This window comes from Streptomyces sp. NPDC001617 (genome assembly GCF_053596855.1).
On record NZ_JBSFHA010000002.1, the window covers coordinates 44,410 to 56,867 of the forward strand.

Here is a 12,458-nt window from a genome sequence, read left to right on the forward strand (position 1 = left end):
CCAGATCGAAGGCGTCTGGGTACGTCTACTCATGCGACATGCGCTCGTAACCAGTCGTCCGCCAGAGGATCGAAAGTCAAAGGTCGGCAAGCAACCGGCCGCTTATGTTTTCACTTCTTGAAGACGTTCCTGCCCACAGGTGCGGTTTCACGCTCAAATGAGCGCCCCATGACGACATCTGTTTTCGATCGATGAACGATCAAGGGGTGGCACCGAGTGCCACCCCTTTCAGAAGTGCAGTCGCTCAAGATCCGCTCATCTGAGCGCAACCCTTATCAAGGGTGGCGAGAATCACGCTGCCACAGAGGACCGGATTTCACCATGCGGACGTGCTCCGAGACAGCGACGAAGACGGAAACACGGACGTCACACGCCCATGGCCAGCAGCCGTTCCTCCACCCGCTCCGGCGCGTACAGGTACTCCACGACCAGCGCCCCGGCCCCCACCAGCCCCGCCCGCTCACCGAGCCGCGAGGTGACGACGTCCAGATGAGCGGTGGAGCGCGGCAGCGCCCGCTGATACAGCAGCTCGCGCACACCCGTGAGGAAGGGAGTTCCGGCCAAATCCCCCGCGATCATCAGCACCCCGGGGTTGAGCAGCGTGACGACGGTCGCCAGCACGTCCCCCACCAGCCGCCCGGCCTCCCGCGCGAACCCGACGGCCTCCGGATGCCCGGCGGCGAGCAGATCCCGCACATCCGACCCCGAGGCCGCCGGCAGGCCCGTCTCCGCCAGCCGCCGCGCCACGGCACCACCACTGGCGACGGCGGCGAGACATCCGTAGGACCCACACCGGCACAGGGCCTCGGCCCCCACCCGGATGTGCCCGATGTCCCCCGCCCCGCCATCGACACCGCGGAAGATCGAGCCGTCGACGACCACACCCGCCCCGATACCGGTCGACACCTTCACCAGCACGAACGCCGAGCAGTCGGCATAGCCGGTCCGCTGCTCCCCGTAGGCCATCAGATTCGCGTCGTTGTCGACGAGCACCGGCACGGCCGCCCCGCCCGTCCGCTCGACGAAGGCCCTCCTCAGCCGCCCCCTTATGTCGTAGCCGTCCCAGCCCGGCATGATCGGCGGCTGCACGACCCGCCCGGTCTCGCTGTCGACGGGCCCCGGCACGGCGAGCCCGATCCCGCACACACTCCCCGCCGTCCGCCCGGCCTTCTCCAGCAACTCGGCGAACCAGCCGCCGAGTTCACCCAGGACCACATCCGGCCCGTCCTCGATGACGAGCGTCCCGGAGTGCTCGGCGAGGAGCTCGCCGGTCAAGGTGAGGACGGCGGCGCGGGCATGCCGGGTGTCGAGGTCGGCGGCGAGGACGACGGCGTGCTCGTCGTCGAACTCCAGGGTGATCGAGGGACGGCCGCCCAACGGCGAGTCCACCGGACCCCCCGCCCCCTCCCTCAGCCAGCCCGCGCGGAAGAGACGGTCGAGGCGCTGACCGACGGTGGCACGGGACAGACCGGTGACCTGCTGAAGTGCTCCGCGCGTGGTCGCGCGTCCGCTTCGTACCAATTCGAGCAGATCGCCGGCGCTCGCCTGGCCGCGTCCCGTCATGCGCACCCCCTTGTGCTTCTCAAGCCTGCATTACATATTGAGTTTTGCGTGTTAAATAGACGTAACTCTACGATGGCTACGACCGAACCGGTCGACCGCACCTCTTTCGGGGAGCACCGAGTGGATCGCACCGCCCAGCTGACCAGCCGTGCCGACGAGCACCCCATTGCATACGATCCGCCCCCCGCGCCGGATTCGCTGCACGTCAGGGCCGTTCGCGTGCTGGAGGACAACTGGACGGGGTTCTCGACGGTCCCCTCGCGCAGCCTGTACCCGCACCAGTGGTCCTGGGACTCGGCGTTCATCGCGATCGGCCTGCGCCACCTCTCGCCGCTCCGCGCGCAGATGGAGCTGGAGACACTACTGACCGCCCAGTGGGGCGACGGCCGTATCCCGCACATCGTCTTCAACCCCTCCGTGCCGCTCGACGCCTACTTCCCGAGCCCCGACTTCTGGCGCTCCTCGACCGCGGGGCGCGCTGCGGGCGCCCCGCGCACCGTACAGACCTCGGGCATCGTGCAGCCACCGGTGCACGCGCTCGCGGCCTGGCTGGTGCACTGCGCCGACCCCGGGCTCTCCCGCGCCCGCGGCTTCCTCTCCCGGGTCCATCCCCGCCTGGCCGCCTGGCACCGCTACCTCCTGCACCGCCGGGACCTGGGCGGAGGCGGCCTCGCCTCGGTCGTCCACCCCTGGGAACAGGGTATGGACAACAGCCCTTGCTGGGACGCCCCGTTGAGCCGCGTCACCCCCGCCCCGGCCCGCTCCTTCCGCCGGGCCGACCTGGACCACGGAGCGGCCGAGGACCGGCCCACGGACCTGGACTACGGGCGGTACGTACGGCTGGCGACGGACTACCGGGACGGCGGCTACCAGGACGGCTCGTCCGAATTCGCGGTCGAGGACCCGGCGTTCAACGCCCTCCTCATCGCCTCCGAGCACGCCCTGGCCCGCATCGCCCGCGAGCTGGGAGCGACGGGAACGGCCCGCCACGCACGCGCGGAACGCCTGACGGCAGCCCTGGTGGAGCGACTGTGGGACCCGACGAGCGGGATGTTCCTGTGCCGGGACCTCCGGGACGGGAAGGGCGCCCTGATCCCCGAGCTCAGCGTCTCGGGCCTCATCCCCCTCCTCCTCCCCACTCTCCCCCGCGACATCGTCTCCACGCTCCTCCGCACCACCCGCGGCCCCCACTTCGGCCTCGGCGACACCACTCGCCTCCTCCCCAGCTACGACCTCCTGGGCGAGGCCTTCGACCCGCACCGCTACTGGCGCGGCCCGGCCTGGTTCAACACGAACTGGCTGCTGGAGAGCGGACTACGGACACACGGCGAACAGCGAGCGGCAGACGCGCTGCGGGACTCGATCCTCGAAGTCGCCGACACATCCGGCTTCGCGGAGTACGTGGACCCGTACACCGGCGAGCCCTGCGGAGCACTCGGCTTCAGCTGGACGGCCGCGCTCGCGCTGGATCTGCTCCATGCTCCCCCACTCTCGACTTCGCTCGAGCGGGGGGACCTCCATCCCACGCACCACGTGTCCTGCACCGGCATCGACACGTTCGACGAGATGAGCAACGAGGAATTCAGGGGAGGGAACCGGGGATGAACGACCGGCATCATCTACTCGTGCACGGCGGGACGTTCGCGGCCGTGGGCGACGGCGGGGACATCAGCGGTGTCAGCGGAGTCCGGGGAGCCGGCTCCCCGGACGGGTTATTCGTACGCGACGCCCGGCACCTGAGCCGCTGGCAACTGACGGTGGACGGCGCGGTACCGGAGCCCCTCACCCCGGTCGCGGACGGAGACACCGCACGCTGCGTCCTGGTCCCGCGCGGTGGCCGCCAGGAGCCACCCGCCTACACGATCTTCCGCGAACAGGCGGTGGGGGACGGCGCGTTCATAGAGTCACTGCGCCTCACCAGCAACCGCCCGGTCCCGACCACCGTCCGCCTCGCGGTCACCGCGGACGCCGACTTCACGGACCAGTTCGAACTCCGCTCCGACTACCGCACGTACACCAAGATCGGCGCGACCCGCTCCCGCCAAGTCCTGGACGACGGCGTGGAGTTCGCCTACCAGCGCGGCGAGTGGCGCTCCTGTACGACGGTGACCGCGGACCCGGCCCCCGACGGCGTCGAGGAGACGGGCACGGGCGCCCGCCGCCTCGTCTGGACCCTGGACCTCGACCCGCACGGCACGGCGGAACTGATGCTGCGCGTGATGGCCCGCCCGCACGGAGACAAACGGGCACTACGGGTACCCGCCTCCCCGGCCGCGGTGAACGCGCAACTCCTGGCCCTCGAAGGCGAGTTCGCTCAGGGCGTGCCCTTCCCGACCGGCTGGCCCGAACTGGCGGCGTCCTGCGCCCGAGGCCTGGCGGACCTGGCATCGCTCCAAGTACCCGCCACGGGCCCGGACGGCGAGGAACTGCGCGTCCCCGCGGCCGGAGCCCCCTGGTTCCTGACCCTCCTCGGCCGGGACGCCCTGCTCACCTCCCTCTTCGCGCTCCCCTACCGCCCCCAACTGGCCGCGGCCACCCTCCCCGCCCTCGCCGCCACCCAGGCCACCGAGACCGGCGTGGACGCGGTGGCCCAGCCCGGCAAGATCGTGCACGAGGTCCGGCACGGCGAGCTGGCCCACTTCGGCCAGGTGCCGTACGGCCGCTACTACGGCTCGGTGGACGCGACCCCGCTCTTCCTCGTCCTCCTCGGCGCGTACGTCGAGCAGACCGGCGACTCCGCGCTCGCCCGCCGCCTCGAACCCAACGCCCGCGCGGCGATCGGCTGGATGCTCGACCACGGCGGCCTCACCTCGCGCGGCTACCTGGTCTACCGCGCCGACCAGGGCGGCCTCGCCAACCAGAACTGGAAGGACTCCCCCGGCGCGATCTGCTCCGCCGACGGAACCCGGCCGACGGGCCCGGTGATGGCGGCGGGCGCCCAGGGCTATGCCTACGACGCCCTCCGCCGCACGGCGTGGGTCGCGCGCACGGTATGGGACGACGAGACGTACGCCGCGCTCCTCGAACAGGCGGCCGGCGATCTCCGGGACCGCTTCCAACGGGACTTCTGGATGCGGGAGTCGTCCTTCCCCGCGCTCGCCCTGGACGGGGAGGGCCGCCAGGTGAACGCGCTGGCGTCCGACGCCGGGCACCTGCTGTGGTCGGGCCTGCTGGACAAGGAGTACGGCGAGGTGGTGGGCCGACGGCTGCTGGAGCCCGACTTCTTCTCGGGGTGGGGCGTGCGCACACTGGCGGCCGGACAGGCGGCGTATCACCCCCTCTCCTACCACCGGGGTTCCGTGTGGCCGCATGACAACGCGCTGATCACCCTGGGCCTGGCCCGCTACGGGCTGCACGACGAGGCTCGTACGGTGGCGCACGCGCTGGTGGACGCGGCGACGGCCACCGGCCACCGGCTGCCGGAAGTCATCGCCGGGTACGGGCGTGACACGCATGCCGAGCCGGTGCCGTATCCGCATGCGTGTGTGCGGGAGTCGCGGTCCGCGGCGGCGCCGCTCGCCTTGCTGACGGCTGTCGGGGGTGCCTGAGAGCGCGCCCCCTAGCGGCATCAGCGGAACGTTGACCGGGCATTTGCCCGGTGTTTGCCTCATGCCCTGAACGCACTCCCCGGGGTCCGCCGTACGTCATGTCGGCGGGCCCCATGCCTCCCCAAGCGCACGGCCGCCCGCCACCTCCCCACCACGGGCCTCGTACGCTACGGAAGGACCTTCGGGTGCCTGTCTTCACGCGCCTTCGTCACCAGCCGGACACCAACGACACCGCCACAGAGGGCACGTCACCCGAGGTCGAGTCGGCAGCCCGAGCGACCCTGCGCATGCGGTTCGCCGGCTGGCGTGAGCAGCACCCGGCGGTCGTACGCGGCGTGCGCTGGACGATCACCGTCCTCGCGGCCCTGCTCGTCCTCGGCGCCCTGCTGCTGCCGAACAAGGAGAGCGCGCTGCACACCCGGCAGTTCGTGCGGATACCGGTGGAGGCCCTCCTCGGGGCGGCCGTGGCCCTCACGCTGCCGCGCCGGCCGCGGATCGTGGTGGCGGTGGTGTCCGGGGCCTCGCTCGGCGCGCTGACCATCCTGAACCTGCTGGACATGGGGTTCTGGGAGTACCTGGGCCGGCACTTCAACCCTGTGCTGGACTGGGAGCTGCTGCCGGACGCGCAGTCGTACGTCCAGGACTCGATGGGCAAGGCGGTGGCCACAGCGGCCACGATCGGCGCCTTCGTCCTGGTGATCCTCCTGCTCGCCGTGATGGCGCTGGCGATGGTCCGGCTCAGCAACCTGCTGGCCCAAAACAAACAGATCGCCACCCGGGGCACCCTGGCCGCAGCCGTCGTCTGGGTCCTCTGCTCGGCCCTCGGCCTGCAGATCGCCGGGGTGCCGCTGGCATCCGACCGTGCGGCCGGGGCGGTGGTGCTCCAGGCGAAGGGCGTGCGGCAGACGCTCAAGGACGAGGCCGACTTCCAGAAGATCGCCAAGGTCGACAAGTTCGGCAACACACCGCCCAGCCAGCTGGTGCCTGACCTGCGCGGCAAGGACATGATCTTCACCTTCATCGAGAGCTACGGCCGCAGCGCGATCGAGGACCCGGTCGAGGCCCCCGGTGTCGACGCGACGCTCGACGCCCGCACCAAGGCCCTCGCCAAGGCCGGCTTCCACGCGAAGAGCGGCTGGCTCACCTCCGCGACCTACGGCGGCAGCAGCTGGCTGGGCCACTCCACCACCATGTCCGGCCTGTGGATCGACAACCAGCAGCGCTACCGCACGGTCATGGCGAGCGACCACCTCAGCCTCACCAAGGCCTTCGCGAAGACGGGCGACTGGGACACGGTCGGCATCATGCCGGGCGTCCAGAAGGCCTGGCCCGAGTCGACGTTCTACGGCCTCTCCAAGTACCGCAACGCCTTCCAGCTCGGCTACAAGGGCCCGAAGTTCAGCTGGTCCACGATGCCGGACCAGTACGCCCTCGAACAGTTCCAGAAGCTGGAGCACAGCAAGAAGCGCAGCAAGCCGCTGATGTCCCTGGTCATCCTGACCTCCAGCCACCAGCCCTGGGCCCCGATACCGAAGATGGTCCCCTGGAACGACCTGGGCGACGGCTCGGTCTTCAAGTCCATCCACGACGCCGGCAAGAAGCCCTCGGACATCATCACCAGCTCCCCCAAGTCCCAGGCCGAGTACGGCAAGTCCGTCCAGTACTCGGTGACGGCGCTCACCCAGTGGCTGGAGCGCTACGGCAACGACAACACCGTCCTGGTCTTCCTCGGCGACCACCAGCCCATCGCCCGGGTCAGCGGCAACCACGCCAGCCGAGACGTCCCGATCTCCATCGTCGCCAAGGACCCGAAGGTGCTCGACAAGATCTCCGGCTGGGGCTGGACCGACGGCCTGCGCCCCGCCCACAACGCCCCGGTCTGGAAGATGAGCGCGTTCCGGGACAAGTTCCTGACGGCGTACGGCTCGACACCGCATCCGAAGAAGGGGTGACGCGGCAGAGGGTGCGGCGACAGGTCGTAGGGCGGGTGCGGGCGGGTGGGGGCTGGTCGCGCAGTTCCCCGCGCCCCTGACAGCGTGCAGGTGCCCGGCACCGGGAGGGACCGCAAGCCGCCCGCCCCGGCCCCGCATCGAACCTCAGCCCCCGGACGTGTCCAGCTCGGCCTCTTCCCCGATGCCCGCGCAGTCGTACGGGTCCTTCAGCCAACCGTCCGGCAGCACCACCCTGTTGTTGCCGGAGGTACGGCCCCGGGGCCCGTCGGCGCCGTCGGGCCAGGGCTGGTCGAGGTCCAGCTCGTCCAGGCCGGAACGGAGTTCCTCCAGGGACGAGGTGATGGCGAGACGCTTACGCATCTCGCTGCCCACCGCGAAGCCCTTCAGGTACCAGGCCACATGCTTACGGAAGTCGACGACGCCCTTCGACTCGTCCCCGATCCACTCGCCCAGCAGCGTGGCGTGGCGGACCATGACGTCGGCCACCTCCCGCAGCGACGGCCGCGCGCCGTATCCGTCAGTGCCTTCGGCACGGGCCTCGTCGCGGCCTTCGAAGGCCGCCACCAGATCCGCGAACAACCACGGCCGCCCCAGGCACCCCCGCCCCACGACCACCCCGTCGCACCCGGTCTCCCGCACCATCCGCAGCGCGTCCGCCGCCGACCAGATGTCCCCGTTGCCCAACACCGGGATCTCCGGCACCTGCTCCTTCAGCCGGGCGATGGCCTCCCAGTCGGCCGTTCCGCCGTAGTGCTGAGCAGCCGTACGGCCATGCAGCGCGATCGCCGTGACGCCCTCCTCGACCGCGATCCGCCCCGCGTCGAGGTAGGTGATGTGATCGTCGTCGATGCCCTTGCGCATCTTCATCGTCACCGGCAGGTCGCCGGCCCCCGACACCGCCTCCCGCAGAATCGCCCGCAGCAGATTCCGCTTGAACGGCAGCGCGGACCCCCCGCCCTTACGCGTCACCTTCGGCACAGGGCACCCGAAGTTCAGGTCGATGTGGTCGGCCAGCCCCTCCTCCGCGATCATGCGGACGGCCTTGCCGACGGTCGCCGGATCGACGCCGTACAGCTGGATCGACCGAGGCTTCTCGCTCTCGTCGAAGCGAATCAGCTGCATCGTCTTCTCGTTGCGCTCGACCAACGCCCGAGTGGTGATCATCTCGCTGACGAACAGCCCCTTGCCTCCACTGAACTCACGGCACAGCGTCCGAAAGGGCGCGTTGGTGATCCCGGCCATGGGAGCGAGCACAACGGGCGGCTCGACGCGGTGGGGGCCGATCTGCAGGGGGGACACGGGCATGGGCATTGCCCCATTGTCCCGCATCGCCAAATGATCAGGAACAGCCCGTTAGTTAGGCGCACTATTAGTTAGACGCACTATCGAAATCGGCGTACAGTGACACGCATGCCCGAGCTCAGCCATCGCCGACGCTTCCTCATTCTCGCGATCTGCTGCATGAGCCTGCTGATCGTGAGCCTCGACGTCACCGCCCTGAACGTCGCCCTGCCCGACATGCAGCGCGAGCTGCACGCGACCACCTCCGGCCTGCAGTGGACGATCGACGCGTACACCCTGGTGCTGGCCTCGCTGCTGATGCTGGCGGGCTCCACCGCCGACCGGATCGGCCGCAAGCGCGTCTTCATGGCCGGCCTGATCCTCTTCGGCGTCGGCTCACTGCTCTGCTCCCTCGCCCCGGACCTCGACTCGCTGATCGCGTTCCGCATGATCCAGGCGGTCGGCGGCTCGATGCTCAACCCGGTCGCCATGTCGATCATCACCAACACGTTCACGGACCCCGGCGAGCGGGCCCGCGCGATAGGCGTCTGGGGCGGCGTCGTCGGCATCTCCATGGCGGCCGGCCCCCTGGCCGGAGGCCTGCTCGTGGAGTCGGTCGGCTGGCGGTCGATCTTCTGGGTCAACCTGCCGGTGGCGCTCGCGGCACTGCTGCTGACGCTGCGGTTCGTGCCCGAGTCGCGCGCCCCCAAGGCCCGCCGCCCCGACCCGGTCGGGCAGCTCCTGGTCATCGCGCTGTTCGGCTCACTGACGTACTCGATCATCGAGGCGCCGAATGCCGGCGTCACCGCGATCCTGCCCTTCGCACTGGTCGCGGCGGCGGCGCTGGCCGGCCTGCTCTGGTACGAGCCGCGACGCGACGAACCCCTCATCGACCTGCGTTTCTTCCGGTCGGTGCCGTTCAGCGGGGCGACGGTGATCGCGATCGCGGCGTTCGCGTCGCTGGGCGGGTTCCTGTTCCTGTCGACGCTGTATCTGCAGAACGTGCGGGGGTACGACGCGCTGCACGCCGGCCTGTGGATGCTGCCGATGGCGGTACCGATGTTCCTCTGCGCACCCGTGTCCGGCCGTCTGGTCGGCAGCCGGGGGCCTCGGCTCTCCTTGGTCGTGGCCGGCGCCGCGCTGACGGTGAGCGCCGGGTTGTTCGCGGCGTTCGACGCCGAGACGTCCAACGTCACCTTGTTCCTCGGGTACGTCCTCTTCGGCGTCGGCTTCGGCTTCGTGAACGCGCCGATCACGAACACGGCGGTGTCCGGAATGCCACGCGCCCAGGCGGGGGTCGCGGCGGCCGTCGCCTCCACGAGCCGTCAGCTCGGTTCGACGCTGGGCGTCGCGGTGGTCGGGGCGGCGTTGGCGTCGGGGCTCGGGGCGTCTTCGTACAAGGACGCGTTCGTGTCGGCATCCGTCCCCGGGTGGTGGATTCTCGTGGGGTGCGGTGTCGCTGTGTTCGCCCTCGGGGTGGTGACGACGGGGCGGTGGGCCCGTGGGACCGCTGAACGCACGGCTGAGCAATTGGAGTCGGTGGAGGTGCGCCAACCCACGGGGGTGAACGCGTAGTCCGGCGGCCGCGGGTCGTCGGGGCCGGTCGCGCCCACGCGGCGGAGCCGCACTTCGATACGGCCCCGCGCCCCTCAGAGGGTTTCCCTCGCCAGCGCCATGTCGTGCAGCCTCTCCATCCTCTGCCGCGACTCCCCGTCCGCCGGCACATACGTCACCATCCGCGACCCCACCTCCGGCCCCAGCCACAACTCGGTCTGGTCCACCACCACCCTCCCGACCAGCCGATTGAGGAACTCCTTCCGCTTGCTGTGCGCGACCACCACCTCGTGCAGCTCCCACGCCTCGCAGAACTCCGGATACTCGCGCAACCGCTTCAGCAGCAACTTCCAGGCGGGCTCCCCGAGATGACCGGCCATGGCGGCCCGCAGCCGGGCGGCCATCAGCCGCCGCGTCTCCTCCAGGTGCACGATCGAGTCGCGCCACTCGGCGTTCGTGTAGGAGAGCAGGATGCAGTTGCGGTCCTCCGGCGGCACCGCCTCCAGGTCGCACAGCAGCAGCCCGAAGGTGCGGTTGTGGGCGAGGACGTCGTACCGGCTGTTCTGGATGCTCGCGGCGTACGGCTCCAGCTGCTCCAGCATGGCCCGCAGCGCGGGCGTCACCCGCGGGCAGGTCAGGGCGGGCGACGGATCCACCGCGCCGGCCAGCTGGAAGAGATGTGCCCGCTCGGTGGGATCGAGCATCAGCGTGCGGGCCAGAGCATCCAGCACCTGGACGGACACCTGGATGCCACGCCCCTGCTCCAGCCAGGTGTACCAGGTGACGCCGACCGCGGAGAGCTGCGCGACCTCCTCCCGCCGCAGCCCGGGTGTACGGCGCCGGCGGCCGCGCGGGAGCCCCACCTCCTCCGGTGTGATCCGCTCGCGGCGGCTGCGCAGGAAGGCCGCCAGCTCGTGCCGCCGCCCCTCCGCGCCCGTGTCACGTGCGCGTGGTGTCGCCGTCTCCTGGGCCATGGTCGTCATGCCTCCAGCGTGCCGCCTTCAGAACCCCGCCCCCACCCTGTTTCCAGGTACTCCTACTACCAGGATAAAGACACTCTGGTACCAGTCTGCGACCGGGCGCAGTCTCGATGACGTGACCGAAACCATCGCTACACACACCGTCCGACCACCGGCCGGCACACCCTCGCTCGGCGGGATCGGACTCTTCACGGTGCTGCTGGCAGCGGCACTCCCTCTCATCGACTTCTTCATCGTCAACGTCGCCCTGCCGACCATCGGCAAGGACCTGCACGCGAGCGAGTCGGTCCTCGAACTCGTCGTCGCCGGCTACGGGTTGGCGTACGCCGTCCTCCTGGTCCTCGGCGGACGGCTGGGCGACCTGTTCGGCCGGCGCCGCTTCTTCCTGGGCGGCATGACGGCCTTCGGCCTGACCTCCCTGGCCTGCGGCCTCGCGCCGAACGCCTGGACACTGGTCGCGGCACGGGTCGCACAGGGCGCCGCGTCCGCCGCGATGCTGCCGCAGATCCTCGCCACCATCCAGTCGGCCACCGCGGGCCGGCGCCGCGCGAAGGCGATGGGCCTCTACGGCGCCACGGCGGGCCTCTCGATGGTCGCCGGCCAGATCCTCGGCGGAGTCCTCGTGGCCGCCGCACCTCTGTCCTTTCTTTTCGGCGCCGACACCGGCTGGCGCTCGGTCTTCCTGGTGAACGTCCCGGTGGTCGTCGTAGGCCTGGTCCTGGCCGCCCGCACGGTCCCCGAGACCCGCTCCCAGCACCCCGAGCCGATCGACGGCCCCGGCACCGTCCTGCTCGCCGCCACCCTCCTCGCCCTGCTGGCCCCGCTCACCGAGGGCCGCTCGGCGGGCTGGCCGCTGTGGACGTGGCTGTCCCTGGCGGCCTTCCCGCTCCTGGCGGCGGCGTTCTACGCGGTCGAGCGAAGGGCCGACCGCCAGGGCCGCACCCCACTCGTCCCGCCGAGCCTGTTCAGGCTGCCGTCCCTGCGCCGCGGGCTCGTCATGATCCTCCCCTTCTCCATCGGCTTCAGCGGCTTCATGTTCGTGATCGCGGTGGCGTTGCAGCGGGGTGCGGGCCTCGGTCCGGTCCGGGCGGGTCTGGCCCTGGCCCCCATGGCCGTCGTGTTCTTCCTCGTCTCGCTCGCCGGCCCGCGCCTGGTCGCCCGCTACGGCACCCGTGTGGTGACCGCGGGCGGACTGCTCCAGGGCCTCGGCATCGGTCTGATGGCCCTGGCGGCCTGGCGCTCCTGGCCGGACCTCGGCCTCCTCCAACTGCTCCCGGGAGCGGTGTTCGCGGGCGGTGGCCAGGCGCTCCAACTCCCCATCCTCTACCGGGTCGTTCTGTCGGAGGTGGAGCCGGTGAGGGCGGGTGTGGGCAGCGGCGTGATGATGACGACCCAGCAGTCGGCCCTCGCCCTCGGAGTCGCCGCGCTCGGCACCCTCTTCCTCTCCCTGATCCCCGGAACGGGCATGCGGGACGCGCTGGTCGTCACCCTCCTCACGCAGCTGGGCTGCATCGCCCTGACCTGCCTGCTGAGCCTCCGGCTGCCCCGAACCATCGGCTGAGGTGTGCGGGTTCGGCCAC

Annotated in this window: 8 protein-coding genes; 5 read left to right on the top strand and 3 right to left on the bottom strand. The window is 70.6% G+C overall.

Annotated elements, in window-relative coordinates; genetic code table 11:
- Nucleotides 1-366: 366 nt before the first annotated feature.
- Nucleotides 367-1,563, bottom strand: a complete 1,197-nt coding sequence (locus ACWC09_RS01885; protein WP_450847518.1) for an ROK family protein — start codon at nt 1,561-1,563, stop codon at nt 367-369.
- Between the two features lie 120 nt (nt 1,564-1,683).
- On the opposite strand from ACWC09_RS01885, the gene ACWC09_RS01890 reads away from it, so the two are divergent.
- The 3 genes from ACWC09_RS01890 (at nt 1,684) to ACWC09_RS01900 (ending at nt 7,063) form a co-directional block, all read left to right on the top strand.
- The gene (locus ACWC09_RS01890; protein WP_450847520.1) at nt 1,684-3,168 is read left to right on the top strand and encodes an MGH1-like glycoside hydrolase domain-containing protein; all 1,485 of its coding nucleotides are present in this window, start codon (nt 1,684-1,686) and stop codon (nt 3,166-3,168) included.
- Entirely contained in the window at nt 3,165-5,111 is a 1,947-nt protein-coding gene (locus ACWC09_RS01895; RefSeq protein ID WP_450847521.1) for an amylo-alpha-1,6-glucosidase, read from the top strand. The genes ACWC09_RS01890 and ACWC09_RS01895 overlap by 4 nt, the downstream gene beginning before the upstream one ends.
- A gap of 287 nt (nt 5,112-5,398) precedes the next feature.
- A complete protein-coding gene (locus ACWC09_RS01900) occupies nt 5,399-7,063 on the top strand; it encodes a CDP-alcohol phosphatidyltransferase (RefSeq protein WP_450847859.1) in 1,665 nt (554 codons plus the stop codon).
- A gap of 144 nt (nt 7,064-7,207) precedes the next feature.
- Here ACWC09_RS01900 and dusB read toward each other — a convergent pair whose 3' ends face one another.
- Entirely contained in the window at nt 7,208-8,374 is a 1,167-nt protein-coding gene (dusB, locus tag ACWC09_RS01905) for a tRNA dihydrouridine synthase DusB (RefSeq protein ID WP_450847523.1), read from the bottom strand.
- Nucleotides 8,375-8,473: 99 nt separating this feature from the next.
- Between dusB and ACWC09_RS01910 the strand changes: the two genes are divergently transcribed.
- On the top strand, nt 8,474-9,919 hold the full coding sequence (locus ACWC09_RS01910; RefSeq protein ID WP_450847524.1) for an MFS transporter: 1,446 nt from the start codon (nt 8,474-8,476) through the stop codon (nt 9,917-9,919).
- A 74-nt stretch (nt 9,920-9,993) separates the two neighbouring features.
- On the opposite strand, the gene ACWC09_RS01915 is transcribed toward ACWC09_RS01910, so the two are convergent.
- Entirely contained in the window at nt 9,994-10,881 is an 888-nt protein-coding gene (locus ACWC09_RS01915) for a helix-turn-helix transcriptional regulator (protein WP_450847526.1), read from the bottom strand.
- A 112-nt stretch (nt 10,882-10,993) separates the two neighbouring features.
- On the opposite strand from ACWC09_RS01915, the gene ACWC09_RS01920 reads away from it, so the two are divergent.
- Nucleotides 10,994-12,439, top strand: coding sequence for an MFS transporter (locus ACWC09_RS01920; protein WP_450847528.1), 1,446 nt, complete (start codon nt 10,994-10,996; stop codon nt 12,437-12,439).
- Nucleotides 12,440-12,458 lie beyond the last annotated feature (19 nt).

Bases quoted from the DNA above. Each gene is read 5' to 3' on its own strand.
- ACWC09_RS01900 (WP_450847859.1), top strand. From the start codon at position 5,399: ATGCGGTTCGCCGGCTGGCGTGAGCAGCACCCGGCGGTCGTACGCGGC.
- ACWC09_RS01895 (WP_450847521.1), top strand. From the start codon at position 3,165: ATGAACGACCGGCATCATCTACTCGTGCACGGCGGGACGTTCGCGGCC.
- dusB (WP_450847523.1), bottom strand. From the start codon at position 8,374: ATGCCCATGCCCGTGTCCCCCCTGCAGATCGGCCCCCACCGCGTCGAG.
- ACWC09_RS01885 (WP_450847518.1), bottom strand. From the start codon at position 1,563: ATGACGGGACGCGGCCAGGCGAGCGCCGGCGATCTGCTCGAATTGGTA.
- ACWC09_RS01915 (WP_450847526.1), bottom strand. From the start codon at position 10,881: ATGACGACCATGGCCCAGGAGACGGCGACACCACGCGCACGTGACACG.
- ACWC09_RS01910 (WP_450847524.1), top strand. From the start codon at position 8,474: ATGCCCGAGCTCAGCCATCGCCGACGCTTCCTCATTCTCGCGATCTGC.